At 51.6% G+C, this 22,764-nt stretch carries 17 protein-coding genes; 9 read left to right on the forward strand and 8 right to left on the reverse strand.

What is annotated here, in order from left to right:
* Positions 1–15: 15 nt before the first annotated feature.
* Positions 16–783, reverse strand: a complete 768-nt coding sequence (locus tag GmarT_RS05255) for a DNA topoisomerase I (RefSeq protein WP_149302467.1) — start codon at positions 781–783, stop codon at positions 16–18.
* Between the two features lie 146 nt (positions 784–929).
* Positions 930–2,204, reverse strand: a complete 1,275-nt coding sequence (locus GmarT_RS05260) for a reverse transcriptase family protein (protein WP_002645948.1) — start codon at positions 2,202–2,204, stop codon at positions 930–932.
* Positions 2,205–2,749: 545 nt separating this feature from the next.
* Here GmarT_RS05260 and GmarT_RS05265 point away from each other — a divergent pair.
* Positions 2,750–3,445 (forward strand): site-2 protease family protein, encoded by a 696-nt coding sequence (locus GmarT_RS05265; protein ID WP_002645947.1) that lies wholly within the window; start codon positions 2,750–2,752, stop codon positions 3,443–3,445.
* A 33-nt stretch (positions 3,446–3,478) separates the two neighbouring features.
* On the opposite strand, the gene GmarT_RS05270 is transcribed toward GmarT_RS05265, so the two are convergent.
* Together GmarT_RS05270 and GmarT_RS05275 are read right to left on the reverse strand one after the other, a co-directional pair.
* Entirely contained in the window at positions 3,479–4,831 is a 1,353-nt protein-coding gene (locus tag GmarT_RS05270) for an enolase C-terminal domain-like protein (RefSeq protein ID WP_002645946.1), read from the reverse strand.
* Between the two features lie 114 nt (positions 4,832–4,945).
* Positions 4,946–6,268: an ATP-grasp domain-containing protein gene (locus GmarT_RS05275; RefSeq protein ID WP_002645945.1), complete on the reverse strand. Its 1,323-nt coding sequence runs from the start codon at positions 6,266–6,268 to the stop codon at positions 4,946–4,948.
* A gap of 259 nt (positions 6,269–6,527) precedes the next feature.
* Between GmarT_RS05275 and fae the strand changes: the two genes are divergently transcribed.
* From fae to GmarT_RS05315, 8 genes are all read left to right on the forward strand, one after another.
* A complete protein-coding gene (fae, locus tag GmarT_RS05280) occupies positions 6,528–7,025 on the forward strand; it encodes a formaldehyde-activating enzyme (RefSeq protein WP_044237432.1) in 498 nt (165 codons plus the stop codon).
* Positions 7,026–7,128: 103 nt separating this feature from the next.
* Positions 7,129–7,992 (forward strand): NADP-dependent methylenetetrahydromethanopterin/methylenetetrahydrofolate dehydrogenase, encoded by an 864-nt coding sequence (locus GmarT_RS05285; protein WP_002645943.1) that lies wholly within the window; start codon positions 7,129–7,131, stop codon positions 7,990–7,992.
* A gap of 146 nt (positions 7,993–8,138) precedes the next feature.
* Positions 8,139–8,732: an RNA polymerase sigma factor gene (locus tag GmarT_RS05290; protein ID WP_002645941.1), complete on the forward strand. Its 594-nt coding sequence runs from the start codon at positions 8,139–8,141 to the stop codon at positions 8,730–8,732.
* Positions 8,729–9,331 (forward strand): hypothetical protein, encoded by a 603-nt coding sequence (locus GmarT_RS05295; protein WP_002645940.1) that lies wholly within the window; start codon positions 8,729–8,731, stop codon positions 9,329–9,331. Before GmarT_RS05290 ends, GmarT_RS05295 begins: the two co-directional genes overlap by 4 nt.
* 367 nt (positions 9,332–9,698) lie before the next feature.
* Positions 9,699–12,329: a BamA/OMP85 family outer membrane protein gene (locus GmarT_RS05300; RefSeq protein ID WP_187782343.1), complete on the forward strand. Its 2,631-nt coding sequence runs from the start codon at positions 9,699–9,701 to the stop codon at positions 12,327–12,329.
* Positions 12,330–12,417: 88 nt separating this feature from the next.
* A complete protein-coding gene (locus tag GmarT_RS05305; protein WP_002645938.1) occupies positions 12,418–13,044 on the forward strand; it encodes a DUF447 domain-containing protein in 627 nt (208 codons plus the stop codon).
* Positions 13,045–13,091: 47 nt separating this feature from the next.
* Positions 13,092–14,063 carry a beta-ribofuranosylaminobenzene 5'-phosphate synthase family protein gene (locus GmarT_RS05310; protein ID WP_002645937.1) on the forward strand — a complete coding sequence of 324 codons (972 nt, stop codon included), beginning with the start codon at positions 13,092–13,094 and terminating at the stop codon, positions 14,061–14,063.
* A 142-nt stretch (positions 14,064–14,205) separates the two neighbouring features.
* Complete coding sequence (locus GmarT_RS05315; RefSeq protein WP_002645936.1) at positions 14,206–15,381, forward strand: DUF1501 domain-containing protein; 1,176 nt, start codon at positions 14,206–14,208, stop codon at positions 15,379–15,381.
* A gap of 25 nt (positions 15,382–15,406) precedes the next feature.
* Here GmarT_RS05315 and GmarT_RS05320 read toward each other — a convergent pair whose 3' ends face one another.
* The 4 genes from GmarT_RS05320 to GmarT_RS05335 all read right to left on the reverse strand — a co-directional run bounded on the left by GmarT_RS05320 (position 15,407) and on the right by GmarT_RS05335 (position 22,721).
* Complete coding sequence (locus tag GmarT_RS05320) at positions 15,407–15,937, reverse strand: hypothetical protein (RefSeq protein ID WP_002645935.1); 531 nt, start codon at positions 15,935–15,937, stop codon at positions 15,407–15,409.
* A 96-nt stretch (positions 15,938–16,033) separates the two neighbouring features.
* Positions 16,034–17,329 carry a nickel pincer cofactor biosynthesis protein LarC gene (gene larC, locus GmarT_RS05325; RefSeq protein WP_044237430.1) on the reverse strand — a complete coding sequence of 432 codons (1,296 nt, stop codon included), beginning with the start codon at positions 17,327–17,329 and terminating at the stop codon, positions 16,034–16,036.
* A 252-nt stretch (positions 17,330–17,581) separates the two neighbouring features.
* Complete coding sequence (locus GmarT_RS05330) at positions 17,582–18,622, reverse strand: prenyltransferase/squalene oxidase repeat-containing protein (protein WP_002645932.1); 1,041 nt, start codon at positions 18,620–18,622, stop codon at positions 17,582–17,584.
* Between the two features lie 34 nt (positions 18,623–18,656).
* Positions 18,657–22,721, reverse strand: a complete 4,065-nt coding sequence (locus GmarT_RS05335) for a DUF4175 family protein (protein ID WP_002645931.1) — start codon at positions 22,719–22,721, stop codon at positions 18,657–18,659.
* Positions 22,722–22,764: the final 43 nt, after the last annotated feature.

Raw genomic sequence — 22,764 nt, forward strand, 5'->3', positions numbered from 1 at the left:
TGATCGCTCACCAATTCAGGCCGACGCCTTCGAGGTGTCGGCCTGTTTTTTTTCCGACTCAGTCTCCTCCTGCTCGATTTCTTCGCATCGTTTTCGATCTGCTTCATCAACTTCCTCCTGGTCCAGATCAAATTCTTCGATCAACTCACGACGTCGTAATGTGACCTGGCGATCAAATTCACTCAGCACATCCAGGGCGCGATCGCGCGACGTCACGAGACCGATAATCAGATATTGGGTAATCGCGATTCCATAACAGACCCAGCCCACGGTTCCTTCCGTCGTTGCAGACAGAATCGCAAATACCGGCGAAGATCGGTTGATATGCTGACAGACAATTCCTTTCAAAATCAGCCGCCATTTTTCTTTTAACTCTCGCCAGATTCCATACTCCCGGGACAACTTTAATGAGGGAGGGCCTGGGTGAATAATAGAAAACAGTTCCTGGTCAGGCATGGCTTCAATTACACCAATCGCCAGGAGAATACGCAGTCCTGTCAGGATCGAAAGCTCGGTTCCCTGCAGGCTCAGCGGTACCCAGCCTGCAAATAGTGCCGACTCCATATTCGCGGTGGCAGCCAGCAGCAACAGGGAGCCACGAAACCACTGTTCCAGGTCTTTTTCAAGCTCGTCATCAATCTCCTGAACTCGGATGACCTTGTTCAGCATCAGGTGGAAGATCGGAATCGCAATCAGCCCGATAAAAAATCGCATTAAAGGTTTCAACAGGATGCGAATCAATCCACCCACAATAATTCCTATCTGATCGAAGGGTATTAGCACGAGTTTTACTCCCTGACAGACTCAACGCAGATGCTGCTGTCAGGGATTAAAAAAGACCGCGGAAAATCCGGGTCTTTAGCGTAAGCTGTTAACCTATTATGCCTTAAAACGCTTTAAGGAGACAAGGCAAATCTTCTACGGGAGGTTTACCAGCGTATCTGTTCATAGAGATGCAGTAAACGTTGTCCCCGCTTCGGATTGAGTTGCTGGACATAAGCCACACGGCCGCGCAGGTGACTGGCAAAATCTGGATGATTCTCGCGGTTCTGAGTTCCCGGACCCTGGCGAATGCAGTTTGTGAGAATGGCTTTCAGCAGATCAAATTCTTTGCGTGGCACATTCGGGTGCTCGTTCACGACGACGCCTGTGACTTTCTGCTGTTGATTCTCTCGCAGTATGCGGCGTTTCATGTGATTCACCTGGAATCGTTCTGACCGGATAATCTGATTGACCAGCGGAAGAAATACCTGTAATGATCGCAGAAACTGTTCCGATCCGGAAAAGGTCAGATCGTCGGCATAGCGTGTGTAGTCGGCATCGAAGGCGCGTGCCAGACCGGAAAGTCGTACGTCCAGCGAATAGGCCGACAGGTTCGCCAGGGCAGGGGATGTAGAAGCGCCTTGAGGCAGATGACGCGACAGGTAAGGAACCAGCGGTCGCAGGCTGCCATCCGGAAAAGGCAGGCTCATGGGAATCACGGAAGTCGTCAACCGCGCCAGATACAGAGATGCTTCACGACAGTAACCCAGGTTGCGAAAGATGGCAACGACGCGGGAAAATTTGACACTGGTATAAAAATTCTCCAGGTCAAATTTCACAACCACACGTTTGCCCGTATGAGGAGTTGCATTCGTCACTGAAGAGCGGCCTCGTACAAATCCATGCGCAGCGGTGTGTACGGGGATCTGGTTTAAGATCTCATGCAGGATCTGCTGCTGTGCCATTTTTAGAAACGGGCGCGGTGATTCGATCAGGCGAAATCCGGATCGTTTCGGCTTCCAGTGATAAATATAATGTGAGTCCTGTGCATCATCCGGGCGATCAAATTGTGTGAAACGATGCGTCAGCCAGGCCAGCTTACCCAGAGGAATATTCAGCCACTCAGCGAGTTCGACAGGCGTCGAGAACAGGGGCAGTTCGTATCGCGCCAGTTTTTCAGTATCGCCGTCTCTGGTCATATCATAATAATGACCGGTCCGCGCTCCATAGCGTGCCAGCTCATAAGGGGGCGCTGCCACTTCTTCGATATTCTCGACCCGGCTCGAATGACTGCTGCTGTAGCGCAATGGTTCCAGTGTGGTTTTGCGTCGAGGCTGCCGGCTGCTGGTCTCTTCCGGGACGGGAGCGGACTCTACTGGCGAGACAGTCTGGCTCGGGGGAGAACCGAAGAAGATCCGTCGTAAGAAATCAAATAAACCCATTGAAAAAACCTGCAGTCATTCCGTTTCAATAGAAGGCATCAGCAATGCCTAAAAAAATGACCAGCGGGCCGCACAACCGATCCTGTGACGAAGTGTTGCTACGATAAGCGTCTATCGTAGCGACACTTCAAGTGTCGATGCATGGTCAATCCTTCTCCCACGGGGTATCCCCGCAGAACTCTGAGCGATCCGTCAAGATTCAGTCAGAGTCAGAACTTGTGCGACCCACTGCCCATTATGTCTGCAAATCGTAGCCTTTTCGTGAGATGCGTCAATGTTAAGTCTTGCGAATCTGACCATTGCATCCATTTTCTCTCAGGATAAAAGTTTAGTAAGCCGATGCGATCAATCGAACAGAACTTGGCGCTGAATCCGACATTCGGAACTGCAATTGCTTCGATTTCCAGACCCGGCTACAGTGCGACCAATTCAGAGGCTCACGGGAGTGCATTCTCATGCCAAATCAGATAAGCTGGCGCGGTCCTGGCGGAACGAATATGCGATGCGCCGGAAATAGATAGATATACATACAGAAAGTTGAGCAGATGCTGGGAAATGTCTCTCCCACCGAATTCGATTTGCGTTTTTCATTATTTGGAATCCCGATCCGCGTCCATCCTCTGTTCTGGGTGATGGCAGCGTTCATGGGCTGGTATCCAAATGATCCCAAAATCACGCTCATCTGGATCGCCTGCGTTTTTATTTCAATTCTGGTCCATGAACTGGGACATGCTGTCATGGCCAAATATTTTGGCTGGCCTCCCGAAATCGTGCTCTATCACTTTGGGGGACTGGCCATCTATCAGCCCTATTCCGGGCTGACAACACAGCGCTCCATCATCATTTCTGCTGCAGGGCCGATGGCTGGATTCGGGCTGTATGGCGCAATCTTTTTCTTCAGATATTTCTCCGTTCGCTATGGAATGTGGGATGGCTTCAGTGAACAGGCCCGCTTTTATATTGGTATCGCCTTTCATGATCTGCTGTTTATTAATCTGATCTGGGGGCTGATTAACCTCGCACCGGTGTTGCCACTGGATGGCGGTCATATCTGCGAAGATATCTGCAAAACCGTCAAACGCTCACGCGGCGATGTACTGGCGATTCAGATCTCCATGGTCGTTGCCGGCGGTCTGGCCGTTTATTTCTTTACGCACCAGCAGCGCTATGCAGGCATCATGTTCGCACTGTTCGCGTTCTTTAACTACCAGGCGTACCAGTCACGCAACAATATCTGGTAAGGATCTTGTGAGAAGTGACTGCTGCAAACTGACTCAGAAGCCCAGTCCGTCACCGTTCAGTTCAGATGTCTTCACTGTACCATCGGTGATGTTGAACATGCCCGGGTAAGAGCGTTTCCACTTCTTGTTCGGACCGGGGCAATACTGACGACCATTGCCTTCAATCGCAGCAATCGAGGGGATGCGGGCAGCCAGGCTGGCAGAATGCAGGAACGAATAACCGCAGCAGGTCAGGTCCTGCACGCAGAGGAACATGTCAAACTTCTGAGCAGCGGCCCCCAGGAACAGCGATTCCGTCTGTCCTTTGCAGGCTTTCAAAGCCACACCCGAATAACCCAGCTCACGACTCAGCAGCAGCGATTCATAATCCACCAGCGATTCATCAATCACCACAGGTTTAATTTTGGCTGCTTCGTGCATTTTGTTTTCGGGATTGGCTTTCAGATCGCGGTTGGTGGGCTGTTCGATGTATTGCACGCGATCGAAAGCAGCCGGTGTCTGTTCACGGATTTTATTAAGAAAGTCCAGAACATAATCCACGTTCTCGCACTTCTCATTGAAATCGAGAGAGTAGACCCACTTATCCTGTCCGCGTTCCCCCTGTGCTTTGACCGCTTCATTTTCAACAGCGATCACACGACTGATATCCCAGTCCATGTTGTCACCGGACAGTTTGATTTTCAGGTGTGTCAGACCGTCGGCTTTGATCCACTCGCCCAGTGTTTCCGGCAGGCCGTCGTCAACGCGTTCTGAAATGTCCGCTTCCGTGATCGGGTCTAATGCACCGACCAGGTGGTACAGCGGCAGCGTCGGTTTGGGATCACGCAGGGTATACTGATCCAGGTATTCCCCTTTAAATTGATCATCCAGATACTCGGTCAGATCATGGCTCATGTATTCGGCAGAAAGACCATTGTAACTGTTGATATGATTCGCACGACCGAAGCCGTCGTGAATTGCTGCGTCCAGCGGACTGGAAGCGACCAGCTGCGCCAGTTCCGGAATTTCCTCAGCCAGACCGAGTCGCTTGGAAAGTTTCTTTGCCATGAAATGGTATTCAGCCGAGATGTGATACATCAGATCGATCGGATGCGCGACTTCCGGGCAGATATTGGCAATCTCGACCGCTTCTTTCAGAAATTCGATCATTGCTTTCAGCGAGTCTTCCGGACTGACGACCGCGGATGGCCAGGCCCAGATATTACCCGCCGGCATGCTGCCGATCCCGATACCCTGTTTTCCATTGCGTGTTTCAACGATGACTTCCACATTCAACAGAACGCTGCTGTCCATCACCCGACCACCAAATTTGAGCGGGGTCCGGAAGGGGACTTCTTCAGTTGAAAATTTTGCCTCAACGATTTTGATATCTGTTGACTTGGGCATCGGTCTAAAATTATTCCTTCATGTTACGTGTAAGACCAGACGAAACGTTCATCTGTGAATTATATGTCGTCCTGTAGAACACCAGTTCTAAACTGGATTTTATAACCATTCAGTTCAATCTTCAAGAAACGAACCTGATACATTCCTGCTTGAGAAAAAACCCGAAAAATTCAGTTTTTCCGATTCCTTTCGGGGCCAGAGCATGTTACGGACCTCATTCCTGCTCAGATCCCGGGGCAGCTCTGGCTGAATCTGCCCCTGGCAGCGGAGAATTTGATCTGCCAGTGAAAGCAGGCATTCCCCCTGGTCGTCACCAGTCCCATACAGCGTGCACACCGGCGTACCAGCCGGAATTCTGGTTCCCCGATCAGGAACGTCTGCGATCGTGGGAATCTGCCAGGCTACCTGTCTCGGAGAGGATTCCCAAGGGAGATCAGGGGTTGTCAGGTCCGTCGGCGCGTACAAAATTCCTTTGGAAACAGTTGATAATGTCCGTTTTTCCTTGGTTTTGAGCAGCTGAATCAGTTCATCGGCCAAGGTTCCTGCCACAGCCGATGATGCGTCGCAGGAACGACAGGCGGCAAAATGCCACCGCAGCAGAGGCAGGCAATACTGCAGCTCAAACAGTTCAGTCAATGCAGTGTATCGGGGATTGACTTCGGTCAGCCATAAACCCGGCTGCCCGTCCGGATTCCAGATCAGATCGCAACCAAACAGGCCTCTCAGATGGCATCCGCGCGCGATATTGTGCCCCAGTTTTCCCAGAGCGTGACGCCATTCAGGGGGCATAGATGGCAATGTCATTCCACCACAAAACTGAAAACCGGTAGCATGAAGTGCCCTGTTTCCAATAAATTGAACCGCAGTGCCAATCAGCACGCAACAATCATCGCAGGCAAGGTACAGGGCAGACAAGGGAATACCAGGCTGAAACTGCTGCAGATAATATTGTGTAGAATCGGTTGGATCTGTCGTGTGTGAATCCGCAAAACTGATTCCCTGACCGGCAGCACTCAGGCGGGGTTTGCGCAGCCAGAGTTCCCGGGGAGGAGTTTGTGTATCGACGGGCAGGCAGGGGGAGATGGCAATTGGTTGATCGACGAGCAGATCCTGCAGAAAAAACGGATCACGGACTTTTTTTAACGATTCTTCTGCGTTTCCCAGCAATGTGTGACGTTGATTGATTGCGTTGATCACTTCCGGCCGGTTTTCCAGGGCACCGGTGTAGATCCAGTTTTGTGGTTCCCGTTTCAGAATCTCTTCCAGCCAGTGACAATGCTCATCGATTTTGATGACGACCTCAGACACGGCGCGGAGGTCGCGGTCTGCAAACTGATCCGCACAGACTGGCTGGAAGCCTGCTCGTACTGCAGAACAGGCGGCAGCCCGCGTACTGGCGCCGACGATCAGTAAAGAAGAGGATCCAGGAAAATTCACAGTTTTTTTCTATGCATCTCAAAGAGTTCAGGGGGACGGACATGACAATTTTATGAGGATTTAGAGTGATTACCAGCGGTTTACTGGCATTCCGCTTCTTAAATTGTTATTACTTGTTAGAGGCTACGAATGATCCAAGGTGAACCAGGCTTGAGAGAGTTTGTTTCGCCGTCCCTTCAGGACTGCGGTATTCGTGATCCGTTTTTAATTGTGCTAACAGCATAACTATGTGAACCTGATAAGAAATGGAGAACGAAGAATGTCAATGTTTGTCGGTGAGTCACTTGTGGGTGAAGGTAATGAAGTTGCTCATATCGATTTGTTGATTGGTGACAAAACCGGTCCTGTCGGTGCAGCTTTTGCAAACGCTCTGTCCAGCCAGAAAATGGGTCATAGTAACCTGCTGGCTGTCTTATCACCCAACCTCGCAGTTAAGCCAGCAACCGTGATGGTAACCAAGGTCACCATCAAAGGTGCAAAACAGGCGGTGCAGATGTTTGGCCCCGCGCAATACGCCGTCGCGAAAGCCGTCGCTGACAGTGTTGAAGCCGGCGTGATCCCGAAAGATCAATGCGAAGATCTCGTCATTGTCTGTGGTGTCTTTATCCACTGGGAAGCCGACGATGATAAGAAAATCTTCGATTACAACTATGAAGCAACCAAAGAAGCCATTGCCCGTGCAATGAAGAATGAGCCTTCTGTGGATGAAATGATCGCCAAGAAGAGTGAAGCAACTCACCCCTTCTACGCTGGCTGATCCAGGCAGTAAGGATGGCGGAATCGAATACATACCCCTGTTCTTCTGGAGCAGGGGTATTTTGTTGGGCTGTTTTCAGATTTGATGATTGTCGAGATCTCTCATGAAAAAAATACTGATTCAACTTGATACCGATACGCACGCCAGTTCGTTTGATCGTGTGGTTGCCATTGATGCCGGCGTCGATGAGTTAATGAGCTACAGCGATGTGACTCCCGTGAATGTGGAGTCCCTGGTGCATGGTGCCATGTTCACGCGCGGTCCCAAAGAGTTAAACAATACTGCGATCTTTGTCGGAGGCAGCGAAGTCCATTCCGGTGAAACTCTGTTTCAGAAAATACAGGACACGTTCTTCGGTCCCATGCGGGTTTCCGTCATGATGGACTCGAACGGCTCCAACACAACGGCGGCAGCCGCCGTTCTGGCAGCGGGAAAACATCTCGATTTCTCCGCGACAACCGCCCTCGTACTGGGTGGCACCGGCCCTGTGGGGCAACGGGCCGCGCAATTGCTGGCAAAACGGGGCGCGAAAGTGATTCTCGCTTCTCGCTCGATTGACCGGGCACAGGCGGCCTGCGATGCAATTGCCCGCATTGTCGAAGGGGCACAACTGACGCCGCTGGGGCTCAAAGATCATAAACAGATCGAGACGGCCAATAAGGATACAAATCTCATCATTTCCGCCGGCGCAGCGGGAGTTAAACTGCTGCCCGCTGCCTGCTGGAAACCGATGAAACAGCTTAAGGTGGTCATCGACCTCAATGCGGTTCCTCCAGCCGGAATTGAAGAAGTAGATGTGATGGATAAGGCAACCGACCGGGACGGAATTCTCAGTTACGGAGCGATTGGCGTCGGCGGAACGAAAATGAAAATCCATAAAGCCGCCATCCAGAAGCTGTTTGAAAATAATGACCTGCTGCTGGATACAGAAGAAATCTATCAGATTGGGGTCGATTTGCAGGACTGATTCCAGATGGCAAAATGCCTCGGAACTTCAGGTTCAGGTTGCATTTACTTATCGGGTACAGCTAGAATTAAATTTCCGGAACAAACTCCCTCCTGGCAGAAACTGGTGTTTCTCCAGATAATCATTCCCGATGGCCGTGAATCCAGATGAATCAAAATCTGAATGATGCCGATCTCATGAAACGCGTTTGTGCAGGCGATTATCTCCTGTTCGACGAACTGGTACTACGCTACCGGGAACGACTCTTGAGATTTGCCTGGAGCAAGTATGGTCGACAGGTCGCTGCCGAAGACCTGGTGCAGGAAGCCTTCCTGGCGGCTTTTGCGGCCCGGGAATCCTACAACCCGTCTTTTGCATTTTCGACATGGCTCTGGACGATATTTTTGAATTTATGTCGGCGACAGTATAAACATCAGATACGTCAACCGCGGGAAGTGGTTCGTTCTTCTTTCAGTACCTCGGAAGAGACGGTGATCCCGGAACCCAGCTCCTCAGAGACTCCTCTGCACGCAGTATTGAAAACAGAACAGTTTGAACTACTGACAATCTATCTTGCAGAACTGCCTGAAGTTCAGGCGGATTCGCTGCGGTTGCGTTTTTTCGGCGGTATGAAATTTACGGAAATCGCGTTAACTATGGACTGCAGTTTATCAGCAGCAAAAATACGTGTGAAAAACGGGTTGCTTCAACTGGCTCATCGTTTTTCTGAAGATACGACTTCGGAAGGAGATGTCTCATGAATTGTGACGAAGCGTTTGAACTGATCACCCATCCTACGGACCATCAGTGCGAAGAACTGCAATGGCATCTGCAGTTGTGTCCACGTTGTCGGCAGATGCAGGAAACACTGGCACCTGCGCTCAGCTCGTTTTACCAGATTCTGGACGAGTCTTCAGAGACGGATGAGTTAAGCGACCACTATTCCGAGATGCAACAGACAGCGGACCATCATGCACTACCCGCCTTTCCTGCTGCCGGTAAACCATTTCTTTCTGCCGAAACCGTACGGATGGCAGAGCAGGCAGCCACACGCCTGAGCGCAGAAACGGATGTAAACCGCAAGGCAGGCAGCCCTGCACCCCTTAAGTCAAATCATAAACGTCTGGTGAACGCCGCCCTGATTCTGATGGCGGGAGTTCTCATGGGCTGGGGGATCTCTCTGGATGTACCCGAAAAATCAGTACCCGGCGCGGCCAGTGTGTCTCAGGGACAGCAATCCTGCCTCTGGATTGCCCAGCGGGAAGAGATCGCCAGGCATTCTGCCCGGATGGAAAAATCGTCGGTCAATAATGTAGTCCTGTCTTGTGTGGCTTGCCACCTGCAGTCGACTGCTGAATAATCCCGCTTCAATCGCCTCGGTCTGCTGCTGCGCCGTGCGCGTAATTATTACTTAAAACAGCTGCAAAACGGCCTGTTTTTGTAAGACTTACAAGCTGCAATCTTCTGCAGAGTGATTTTTTCAAACGATCTCAGTAAATCTGAATGTCAATGAAAAACTCATCTTGCGGCTGTTTTACTTTTTCGTTATTTCTACGCAACCCACAATTAACCTGAGGGCAACTTTCCTGTCTTACACTCCCTATTCTCAAATCCTCTCTGAGATTACAGGGCCTGAAACAACGTGAATTCCATCCTGTCACAATTGAGTGAACCTCATATCTTTTCTCGTAAATATTACAATTGGATTCGACATGATAAGAGGTGTCTTGTCTGACACCAGATGCGGAAACGCATTTCGATTGGCTTTTTGCCTGATCCTGGTACAGCTTACATTGTTCGGAGACTGCTTCAACGGAATGATTCCGCTGATCGACTCAGCCTGCGCTCAGGAACCAGCGAAAAAGTCGATCTCGTTGAACGATCCGATTTTCGATATCCAGGTAGAAGGAAATCATTCGATTCCCGCCCTGGCAATTTTACAGAAAACAAAAATTCAACGCGGTCGTCCTGCTACCCGCGATCAGGTTCTGGAAGATGTTCGTCTGCTGTTTGCTACCCGCTGGTTCTCCAGTGTTCAACCTGTCTATCGAAACACAGATCAGGGACTGGTACTGGTTTATAAAGTCAAAGAGCGACCGATCGTGGAGAAGGTCGAATTTCGTGGGAATAAAAAAGTGAAAACCAAGCGACTCGAAGCGACTACCGGTTTAAAAGTCGGTTCTCCTTTCGATGTCTCTGCCAACCAGGAATCCGTGCAGCGTATCAAGCAGCTGTATGTCGAACGTGGTTACCGCTTTGCCGAAATCAAACTGCTGAAAGGGGGCAACGCCGATGACCGCCAGGTGATCTTTGAGATCAATGAAGGTCCGAAAGTCATCGTCACGGGAATCAAGTTCAGCGGTAATAAATTCGTCAGTGATGGAGTCTTGAAAACCAAACTCCTCACTAAAAAAGCACCACTGGGCTTAAGTGTCTTCGGTGGTAAATTTGATCCATCCACAGTCGAAGACGATCTGGTAGCTCTTAAACAGTATTACAACAGCCTGGGTTTCTTCGATGTGAAAATCGACGAGAAGATCGGCTTTAATAAAGATCGTTCTCATGTACAGATTGAATATACCGTCAACGAAGGAAAACGCTACAAGATCCGGGACATCCTGATTGAGGGGAACCGCATCTTTTCAGAAGATGAAATTCGGGATAACATCAAACTGGCTTCCGGTGAATTCTTTAACAGCCGCACACTTTCAACCGACGTCGATAAACTGACGGTTAAATATGGCGAGCTCGGACATCTGTTTGCCAAAGTCAATCCTGTGCCCCGTTTTCTGGAAGCACCGGGTGAAGTCGACCTCGTTTACCAGATCAACGAAGACAAACCCTACCGCATCCGCAAAATTACACCACATATTTCTGGTGACAATCCTCGGACAAAAAGTTCCGTGCTGACCAATCCCCTGATGGTCGCACCCGGCGATCTGGCAAATCAGCGATTGATCGCCAAAAGTAAACGGCGAATTGAAGGGAATAAAGTATTCCAGACCGGGCCACAAAATGGACCCAGAATCAACGTCACTCGCGTTGATCCCCAGCGTGAACTGGCAGAAATCCGTCGGGACGATGTCGTGCGTGGTCAGAATTTCGAACTCGATCAGAAATTCGATCAGGGGGTCATCTATGATGATGGCATCATCCATGAACAGCGGCGAACTCAGGAAGTGTTTCGTGGTCAGAATTATGACAACGGCATACCAGAACCATTGAATCCGTTGTTCGGAAACAGCCCCTTGGGAGATCCCATGGGAACCGAGTTCCCTCAGCAGCAACCGGGCTGGGTCGACCTGGATGTGTACGCTTCCGAAAGTCGTACCGGTCGTCTGATGTTCGGCGTTGGTGTGAACAGTGACGCAGGGGTCGTGGGTTCGATCGTACTGCAGGAAGAAAACTTTGATATTCTCAGACCGCCCCGCAGTATGGAAGACATCCTGGATGGTACCGCCTGGCGCGGTGGCGGACAGCGGTTCCGTGCAGAAGCGGTTCCCGGTGATCAGGTCAGCCGATATCTGGTGAACTGGACCGATCCCTATTTTCTGGATACAAACTTCAGCCTGGGCGTCAGTGGATTTTACTTCACCCGATTCTATACAGACTGGGATGAAGAACGCGTCGGGACCCGGCTCAGCCTGGGCCGTCAGTTGACTCAGGAATGGTCAGTCAACGGCCAGTTCCGTCTGGAAAATGTCGACCTCAGAAATCCACGTGTTCCCACGCCTGCCATCGTTCAGCAATCAGTTGGCAATAACCTGCTGAATACATTCCGACTGTCAGCCACACATGATACACGCGATGCGGCATTTCTGCCTGCCGAAGGACATATCCTGGAATTCGCTGCTGAGCAGGCTGTCGGTGATTACGATTATAGCCGCCTGGAAACAAACGCCAGTCAGTACTTTACCTTGTACAAACGGCCCGATGGTGGTGGACGGCATATCCTGTCGTTGAGTGCCTCTCTGGGCTGGACGGATACTGATACGCCGGTCTTCGAACGATATTATGCCGGTGGTTTCCAGACCTTCCGTGGCTTCGAATTCCGTGGTGTGACACCACGCGAAAATGGAGTCGCCATCGGTGGTCGCTGGAGCTTCCTGGGTAGTGCTCAATACATGGTCCCCATTACGGCTGATGAAATGGTCCAGATGGTCTTCTTCAGTGACTTCGGTACCGTCGAAGAGAGTGTCTCTCTGGACCAGTTCCGTGTCGCAGTGGGTGCCGGTCTGCGTTTGACAGTTCCTGCGATGGGGCCTGTTCCTGTTGCACTCGACTTCTCTGTGCCACTGGCGAAAGAAACGTTCGACGAAACCCAGGTCTTCAGTTTCTACGTCGGCTTCACCCGCTAACAGCTTGAAGTCCCCGCTGTTGAGTTGATCTGCAGCCGGATTCCACTTTCAGAGGCGACACTGGTTTCAATGTTTCTGACGCGCGTCTATGATACAGGCTTATTGTCAGGAATTTGAAATTCTTCAGGAAGCAGCAGGCATGATTCTGGAAGGAATGGTCACCAGTCAAAATGAATCGGGAGAATTAAACATTGCTCCCATGGGACCACAGGTCGATCAGGGTATGACACGGTTCATACTGCGTCCCTTTCAGACTTCGCGCACATTCAGCAATCTGAAAGAGACCCGCAGTGGTGTCTTTCACGTGGTCGACGATGTATTGCTGCTCGCAAAATCGGCAATTGGAACGCTGCAGGAAATTCCAGAAACCTTTCCCGCAGAGAAAATATCCGGTCGCGTGCTGGCATCCGCCTGTCGCTGGTATGAATTTCAGATTGAGTCCATTGATGAATCAGAGGCCCGCACGGTCATGCAGGCAAAGGTGATCCATCGCGGTCGCATTCGCGACTATTTCGGCCTGAACCGCGCCAAACACGCAGTTCTGGAAGCGGCCATTCTCGCCACCCGCACCCACTTGATTGAGCAGGGGGATCTGCTGGCGCAATATCAGACACTGGCAGAAATAGTCAGAAAAACCGCAGGACCGGATGAAGAGACTGCGTTCCGTTTACTGGAAGAATTCATTTCAAAAGCGTATGCTGAAACAGAGTCATAAAACCACTTTTTTTAACCAAACCTACTCAGTCTGAAACTGAAACTGTCATGTCGCGTGAAGTGAATATCACGACGGGAAGTCGTCTGCATTGGGGGTTACTCTCCCTCGCTCCTCAAGTAGGACGCGAGTTTGGCGGCATAGGCCTCATGATCCAGGAGCCACAACTGAAACTGGCTGTCACAGAATCAGCTGGCAACTCAGACAGCATGCAGGGCAGCCCCGGCAGTATTACAAAAATCAGAGAGGCGCTTGCTGCGATCCGTAACACATGTCCCGAGCTGTACCGGGATCGGTTTTATGATCTGAAGCTGCATTCTGAAATCGCGCAGCACTGTGGGTTCGGTTCCGGGACCCAATTGAGTCTGGCAGTCGCACAGGCACTTGCCTCATTGTCAGAGGAAACTTCACTGACGTCGGTGGAACTGGCACAGCGGGTTCAGCGCGGTGCCCGCTCCGCTTTAGGCATTCATGGATTCACTACTGGTGGATTCCTGGTTGAAGGGGGCAAGCAGACTGCTGCTGAGATCAGTCCACTGGTGGTTCGGGCTGATTTCCCTGAAGACTGGCACATCCTTCTGGTGACTCCGACAAATCGTGCAGGAATCTCGGGTTACATTGAAGCTGATGCCATTCAGCAGCTGGGACCGATGCCCACAGCCACCACGGAAAAACTCTGCCGCCTCGCATTGATGCAACTGGCACCCGCTGTTCAAAGCCATGATTTCGAAGAATTAACAACAGGACTGACCGAATTTGGTCACGTGGTCGGTGAATTTTTCAGACCCGCTCAGGGAGGAATCTTTGCCGATCCTCAGATGGTTGAACTGGAACAGAAGCTGATCACCCGGGGAGTTCGGGGAATCGCACAAACTTCGTGGGGACCGACTTTGTCCATCATTTGCCAGGATGCAGCAATGATAACAAGTCTAGTCACTGAATGTGGTTACGGTAAATATTGCGAGTTGAGGACAGTCCGCCCTCTGAACGAAGGGGCTCAGATTCAGATCAACGGAGACTGATGAACTTTGCGTTTTGTAACGGAAGTTCCAGAAACAGGTTGAATTCCAGAGAGGAATTCTTCGACTATAGTGGAAGACTGTTATAATATGGTGATCCCCGATTAACTCGAATCACACTGAAATGAAGTGAGTAATATACGCTATGAGTTCCAGGCAAAATCAATCGGAAGTTTCACGACGTGATTTCCTGCGTGTTGGAAGTTTGAGCTTCGTCGGGCTGTCAATGGCGGAACGCGCCGCGATGGCTGCCACTCAGCGGGATCGTTCTCATAAAAACTGTATTTTCATTATGATGACCGGCGGCGCCAGCCAGCTGGAAACCTTCGATCCCAAGCCGGAAGCACCCTCGGAAATCAGGGGACCACTCAAAGCGATTTCAACCACGGTTCCCGGTGTCTTTCTGAGCGAAGCATTTCCCCAGCTCGCACAGCGAACCGGTCAGTTTTCTCTCGTCCGTTCCCTTTACCATGATGCCGCGCCGATTCACGAAACCGGCCACCAGTTGCTCATGACCGGTCGACTTTCACGGGGGGCTTTGAATTATCCCTGTTTTGGTTCTGTCATCGCGCGCCAGTGGGGACCTCGGGGAGATGCACCTCCGTTTGTTGTATTACCACGACAGGTCACTTCGCTGGGGGTGAATACCTATCGCGGCCAGCAGGCAACATTTCTGGGCGAAGAATTTGAACCGGCGACTGCCGTCGGTGAATCCACTTCGGCGGAATTTGAAATCGAAATTACAGGAGAATCCAAGGCGATTCAACAGCAGTACGGCAAGCATCGCTTTGGTCAGCTGTTGCTGCAGGCTCGTCAACTGGTAGAACGGGGAACGCGGTGTGTGGTCGTCAATCTGTTTGATGATCTGCATCAGCAGTTAACCTGGGACTGTCACGGCACCGGGGCAGGGACATCCGGAAAAGTTTACGAATATCGGGATTCACTGGGGCCCGCTTTTGATAAAGCACTCTCTACATTGCTCGACGATCTTTCCACTCGGGGTTTACTCGATGATACGCTAGTCATGGCTACGGGCGAATTTGGTCGCACACCCCAGGTGAATGCACACGGTGGTCGCGATCATTGGCCGCATGTCTGGTCTGCACTCGTCGCCGGTGGCGGAACTCCCGGTGGCCAGGTGATTGGCGCCAGCGATGCCCGGGCGAGCGCGCCTGTGGAACGTCCGGTGCATGCCTCGGAACTGACAGCGACTGTTTACCATCATCTGGGATTAAATCCCGGCAGTTGTCTGGCACGATCAGAACAGGATGAAATCAGACTCGTCGATGCTGTTCCGATTGGCGAGTTAATCAGCGGCTGAGCCGCAATGGTGATACGCCTTAAGCTCAGGCAATCTCTGAACCCGGGGGACAGTCTTCTGCCAGAACCCGTTCGACTTCCTCGCGGGGGCACTGAAAACAGTTGCTGATTTCCTGAGCCGAAAAACCGGCCTGGCTGAGATAAACCATCATCAGTCGCTTTTCTGCAGTAGCAGACAGAGGCTGCGATTTTTCATAGACAAGAATATCGGGACCAGCTTTCTGGGTCGAATCATTCTGTTTCTGTTGTGTGAGCGCCAGTTGCTGACGTAGCCGGTTGATTTCCTGATCGGCTTCCCGCAACAGTTCATCGAGTACGCGCAGGCGGTCATCACTCCGCGATTCCACTTCTCTGCCATACTCATACAGCTTGATTTCCAGCTGATTGAGTCGATTGAACTGGCTCTGTTCCCGGCTGGAAAGTTCCTGCTGTGCTTCGTCCAGTGGGCTTCGATTTCTTACCTGATGCTGATAGCGAAAGTTTTTTCGCAGCATCCAGGCTACCGTTAAGAGTAACACCCCCGTCAGTATCATATTGGGATCGCTCAATTGAAACATGATTGGCCAGTCATCCTTTACTACCAGACAATATTGAACTGCGGTTCTCTTTTTCCTGCTACGCGCGCTGGATCATCCTGATCGTCTCGCGTGCGCCTACCCGTGATCGTGATCGTGATCGTGATCGTGATCGTGATCGTGGTCGTGGTCGTGGTCGTGGTCGTGGTCGTGGTCGTGGTCGTGGGGAACATTTGCTGCGGGTAAAGCAGGGCCCGCATTTGTCCCGTCAAACAGATAGGCGGCTTCCGCAGCCCGGTAAATGGTTCTCAATGAAACCTGTTTTTCAGCCGCCAGTTGAGCACAGGCTTCATATTCCGGCGTGAAGACGGATTGATGGCTCGGAGTCAGTGACAGTTTGCCGGCGACGTCTCCCCAGGTGGTTTTGACGGTGTGTGGCTGTCGGGCACGAATGCTGCGCTGCAGAATATGCCGTCTGATTCCCAGGGTTTCCGTTTCCTGAAACAGGATCGCTTCCAGACGTTCGGCGTCAGCAGGTTTACAAATCACGCTCAGCAACACAGCCGGGCGATCTTTTTTCATCTGAATCGACGCTGTGTAAACATCCAGGGCGCCGGCTTCCATCAGTTTCTGTCTGGTGTATCCAATAACTTCCGCAGTGATATCATCCAGGTTGGTTTCCAGCAGTGTTACATAATCGGTGTTACTGGAACTCACCAGTTCGCCTACAAAAATTCGCAGCAGATTCGCCCGTTCAGGAAAGTTTTTCGTGCCGGCCCCGTAACCGATTTCTTCAATCGTCATCGCAGGCAGCATTGAAAATCGATCGACCAGCGTAGCGATGATGGCGGCCCCCGTAGGAGTCGTCAGTTCTGCCTGAATCGGAATGTCAGCCAGGGGAATCCCCTTCAGAATTTCCGCTGTCCCCGGTGCAGGTACCGTACAGATTCCATGATCAATTTTAATCTGACCATAACCGGTGGGAACCGGACTGGAAATGATCTGTTCCACTCCCAGCAGATCAAAGCCGATGGCAACGCCGACAATGTCTACGATGGAATCGATGGCACCCACTTCATGGAAGTGAACTTTGTCGATGGTGGAGCCATGGACTTTGGCTTCCGCAGCAGCAATCGCTGAAAACAGCGCCAGCGACAGTTCATACTGCCGGGCTGTCAGACGATCGGACTGTTTGAGAATCTGGATGATGTCACTTAAATGACGATGTGCATGCTGCTTGGGATGTTCAATTTTGACCGAAGTCGCATGGAATCCTCCCTTCATCGTTGAAGAGAAAGTAAGTTTCACTCCAGGCAGACCCAGTGAGTCGATGCCGGCACAAATCTGATCGGGGTCCACACCGGCGTCCACGAGCGCCGCCAGGGTCATGTCACCGCTAATTCCAGTTGAACAATCTAAGTAAGCAATCCGCACAGTCAGGTATCCAGAGGGGCTAAGGTCGAGGTAAGCAGGCAAAATCAGAAGCGAATTTTAAAGATAACCAGTGGGTTCACCAAGGTCAATTCGTGGAAGCCTTTGATTATCGGAATGGAGTAACCCCTTTATTAACAGGGAGATATCCAATAGTCGCACTGATCAGGAATACCCGGGTTCATCAGTTTTTCTGCGAATGTCTTCAGAAACATCTGTAAAACGGAATTTCTGCTTAATTCAAGTCCCCGGAACTTACCGCTGGTAGATAGGCAGATACTGGTATTCTACCGCCAGCGCGAGCACTGCCAGGGAAGTCGCATAGACTTTTCCTGCCTGTTTTTCGCTCCCCTTGGTGGCGAGCCAGCTGCCATCGTGTTTCTGGGTTTCCAGCAGTTGCGGGACAATCGCGTCCCGTGTTTTCTGCCAGTACTGCCCTCCCATCTGAAACATACCGACGCTGCAGTAATACGCTCCGTAAAAGTAATAAAATTCATCCGGATGCAATGGTTTCTGAAGCAGGTAGTCGCTGGCTTCCAGTGCATCCCGGGTATGATGTTGACCACAGATTTCCAGTGCTAAAATTCCGGTTCCCGTACGCGTCGCACTGGGGGCACCACCTGGCTGGTAGGCAAAACCCACGTTATTGCGACCGCGACAGTTGCGGACATAAGCGACCGCTTTGTCGATGTGGTCTTTGGAAATATCACAGCCAATATTCTTGGCGGCACGTAAAGCCAGCAACTGCCAGCCGGTCACGCTCAGATCACTGTCAGTACTGGTTTGTGTATAGCGCCAGCCTCCCGCGTTCCGTTTGTCTTTATTGACGTTCTGGGCAGACACGATCAGTTTCACCGCGCGTTCCAGCACCTCTCTGCATTTTTTCTCACGCTCACCTTTGAGCATCCCGGCGACTTCGGCGAGCATCAGTGTGCTGATACCGTGACTGTACATTGGCCCGTGACTCTTATGGTGAACGACCAGACCATTGTCAGCCTGATGAGCCAGGACCCAGTCGATCCCTTTGTTGATCTGGTCACCATACGGGCCTTCTTCGGGAACGTAACCAGCGGCCATGAATGCCATGATCGACAGGGAAGTCGCAGCCGTCGATTCGCCGTAGGAATTAAAAGACCAGGCACCAGAGGGTTGCTGTGAGTTTGCCAAAAACTGAATCGCCCGCTGTATACTGGCATCCAGCTGTTTCTTCTGAGCGTCCAGTTCCTGGGCGTGGCTCAAGTTGGCAGGCAGCAACAGAGAAAACAGAAGTAACGAGGTCGGGAACCAGCGAATCATAAATTAATCCAGGGGATCTGTCTGAGAAATGAATTCAGTTACTCTCAGGTTTTGACTTGGAAATCGCTTCAAAATAATGTTTGATCAGCCGGGCATATTCCGGGTCAGTACGTGTGCGTGAGCCTTGCAGGATCTCGGTGTCCAACTGGCCGGGAAGTTCACCCCAGTTCCGATCTGACATGGCCTGCAGTTTGATTTTCAACTCGGAAAAGTCCACGTTCGTTTGTGCACCGCCGCCTTCACTTTCGCCTTGCCCTTTGCCTTGCGCCATATTTTTGGAAGCGGTCTGTGACTGTTGACCTTTGCCGGGATCGGAACCCTGCTGCGCTTTGGATTTCAGTTCTGTTGCCGCCTGAGACAAGGATTCCGCGGCCCGCTTGAGCGACTCGGCTGCTTCCCGTGATTTCGACGGTTTGCCCTGTTGCTCGGAATCTCCCTGTTGACTGTTCGCGTTTTCTGCCATCTTTTCCTGAGATTGTGATTTGTCGCCGGCTTCCGAGTTGGCCTGTGCTTTGGCATCCCCTGATTCGGTCGCTTTCTCTTTTTGATCAGCAGGACTGGACTGCTGCGAGTTTTCTTTCGCATCGCCGGGTGGGGACTGCTGTTGTTGTGCCATCGTCTGGTCGGACTGATTTTTGAATTCCGGACTCTGTTCCAGCTGCTTCTGTGCTTCGCGCAGCTGTTGGGCAGCGTCCGTTACCTGGTTTCCTACTTTTTCCGGAACGGGGGACTCCTTTGCTTTCTGCTTGCTGGCCTGCTGCGCCTGTCGGGCCGCTTCCTGCAGTGCCTGGGCTGCCTGTTGCGCCTGTTCTGCTGCCTGCGCCAGATTCTCATCCTGCAGACCTTCGACTGCTTTCTCCATCGCCTGGCCGGCGGTTTCGGTTTTCTTACGAGTCCGGTCCGCCTGCTGGCTCTCTTTTTTCAAGCCAATCGGCTCGGTTTCCAGTTTACGCGAAGTCTCAGACAGTTCCTTGGATAATGCCTGGGTCTGTCGGGCGAGCGCCTGTTGTGTATTCTGCAGGGCTTCCTGTCGCTTCGATTCGGAAGTGGAAGCCTGTTCCATTTTTTCCGCCTGAGACTGTTGCAGGTTTGCCATACGCTCGGCCTGCTCCAGAAAGGCATCCCGTTCGGTATTTTCTTTATTCTGCTCTTGATGGGCCTGCATGATTTCATCCGCCTTTTTTGAAGCTCGATTGGCTGCCTGGCTGGCTTCATGCAGACGGCCAGCGTCGGCTGCCTGTTGTGCTTTGATGGATTCTTCAGCGAGTTGAGTGGCTCTGCGGGTCGGCTCAGAATCAGGACCGAATTGTTGTGCCGTTTCCAATACAAAGTTTGTTGCTGCTTCTGCCAGCATCTGCTGCTGTCGCTGGAGATCGCGTACGGATTCCTCTTTCGCAGGCTCCGCCCTGGCCCGTGCAGGCTCGTTGCTCATCTTGCTTTCAGCTGCTTGTGCTGCCGTCGCTGGTTTGCCGTCGGCTACTGTGGTTGCGGCATTCCGCGAAGACTCTGCAGCAGCAGGGGACGCTTGTCCGGCGGGGGTTGCTGCCGGTGGAGTATTGTTGTCTGCAGCTTGATTCTCTCCCGGCGCGGTCGCGGGTTGATCCGCTTCTGCCGGCGGTTCTGCTGTCTGGGGAGCTGCAGGTCTGCCTGCGGCGACCGGAGCCTGTTCCTGGATGGCTTCGGCCAGTTGAGTTTGTGGCTCTACCAGTTGAGAAGTCTGTCTGACCAGTGAATCCAGTTGTTTCATCTGATAGTTACGGGCAGCATCAACCAGTTCAGGGCGACGTTCCAGCAACTGATCCAGATCTTTTGCCAGGCGGCTCTGACGATGTTTCAGTTCTGCCTGCAGATCGGCCAGTTCCTTCTCCATTTCGGGGGAACGCTGCTGATGGGCTTCCTCTTTCTTACGCTCCATTTCGGGTTTTTCAGTCGCCGGCTGTTTGCCGTCCGGATTTTCCTGTGGCCGGGGAGCCTGCTGCTCTGGTTGCGGTTTCGTTGATTCCAGCTTGTCATTGAAGGCCAGCAGATCATCCGCCAGATGATTTGTATCTTCTGCCAGCCGATTCAGATTCAAAAGATCATTTTCCAGTTCGATAAGTTTATCGTACTGCCGGGCCAGTTGATCCAGTTTCTGCTCGGTGCCTTTCATGGCCTTGGGAACCGGCTTCAGATCGTTTCGGGCCTGTTTGACATTTTCGGCATCCGCTGTTGATTTGAGGGTGTCGTGGTTTTTGACGAAATCGGTGCGCGCCACTTCCTGTGTCTGCTGCGCCAGCTTCTGATACAGGGGGAGCTGCAGAAATTCGTTGGCAAGGTTTTCCAGTTTTTGAGCCAGCTTGCGCTCCTGGTTACTCAGCTCCTGCAGCTGTTCCTGATCGGCTGCTTTTAAGGCTTCTTTTTCTTTGACCTGATTCAACTCTGCAATTTTCTGGTCGACCTGATTTTTGTGTTCTTTGTATTCCTGTTGGATTTTCTGCAGCTCACCCCGCAGTTTTTCCTGACGTGCGACAACACCCGCTGGTAACTGCTGATCCGCATTCTTATCAATGCCAAAGACTCGGGGGGTAGTCCAGACGACATTCGGTTCCGGAATTTCCCGATTGTCGGCTGCCCGGACACGATAAGTAAAGATATCCGACTGCTGCGCGCGTAACCCTTCCAGATCGATTTTAAACTCGTAATTCACTGAGCGTGTTCCCAGTTGTGAGGCGGGCACCTGAATCACAGTCGCTTTCTCATCCAGTTTCTGAACATGAATTTCCAGTTCAGCGACTGAAAAATCGTCCATCACTTTCACAGGCACTGTTAATCCATCCGTGGGTTTAATGAACTCGGGCTGGTTGTAGAGGGAAAGTTCAATTTCCGGAGCCCGGTCTGGTATGACCTTGACCAGATGCTCTGAGGACTGAGTCGTCAGTTTCCCTTCCAGGCTTTCCAGTTTGAGGTGATACAGAAAGCTGTTTTTGTGAACCGGAAGCGAGAGTTCTGCAGACAACTGATCTTCGCTGATGGAAAACGCTTTCTGTTCTACGGGGTGCCGCTCTTCTGTTCCCGATGTGTAACGCTGAGACTCAAGCGTGACTGCGGTGACGGGGCGGTCAAATTTCAATTTGAATTCCAGCAGGCTCTGCTCAATCACGCGGAACTCACTGGGGATGACCGTCAGTTGCTCTGCTGGTTTCTGAGTATAGCCGGGGGAATTGACTGTCAGCAGTGTTTCAGTGATCGAAGGAGGTTCTGCAATATGAATGGTATATTGTTTCGAACGACTGCGGTCGGATGAGATTGTGTACTGGAATCCGCTGAGCAGACGCGGAAACTGAGTCTGATAAAAACCGGATTCCTGGTCCAGATCCATGCGCCGCGAGTTCGCTTTGCCGGCGCTGTCTTTCCATTCAATCCAGACGTCGTTAATCTGTCCCGGTTCTTTGGTATGCCAGTGCGGTTCCGCCACGATTTTCAAATCGGTTCCCCGGGCGACGGTTTCATCGCCGGGCTGAACTTCGAAATAGAGTGAGCTAACCGTCGCAAAGTTGCCCCAGGGAATCACGCTGCGGGAGAGCAGCAATCTGTACGCATCGGGCCAGAACAGCAGGGGGGTGATAAAAATCAGAATTGCGATGCCGGCACTCATGATGAATCGCATGGCGCGATCGGAGGGAACGGAATCGGTAATATTAAAATTCGTCAGGGAGGCGATCGTTTCGCGCGCGAGTCGTTCCCGCATCATCACGGAACTGGTTTCATTCTGCGCGGAAGCCAGTTCCAGTACTGAGGTCAGTCGCTCATTCAGTGAGGACTGTGACTCTTCCACAATCGCAGCCAGTTCGACAGGCGTGCGTTTTCGAATGACACGACGCAGGATTCCAAACCAGAGGCAACCCGTCACTACAGCCAGTGAAAGGGAACTCATGATAATACGGGCTGTGGAATCGAGTGAAAACAGAAAGTCGATACTGATCTGTAGCGTAATCAGGCAGATCAGTACCAATATCACCAGTCCCAGACCGCGCAACAGCGCCAGAGAGCGAATCCGGCGATCAAGCTGGTTCAATTGCCGTTTCAATTCGTTCACAAATTGATCTAACTGCCCATCCATAGTTTATCTCAGCAGGAAGTAATTAGGAAATCTGTTTCAGCGA

This window comes from Gimesia maris (genome assembly GCF_008298035.1).
In the GTDB taxonomy this organism is placed as follows: domain Bacteria; phylum Planctomycetota; class Planctomycetia; order Planctomycetales; family Planctomycetaceae; genus Gimesia; species Gimesia maris.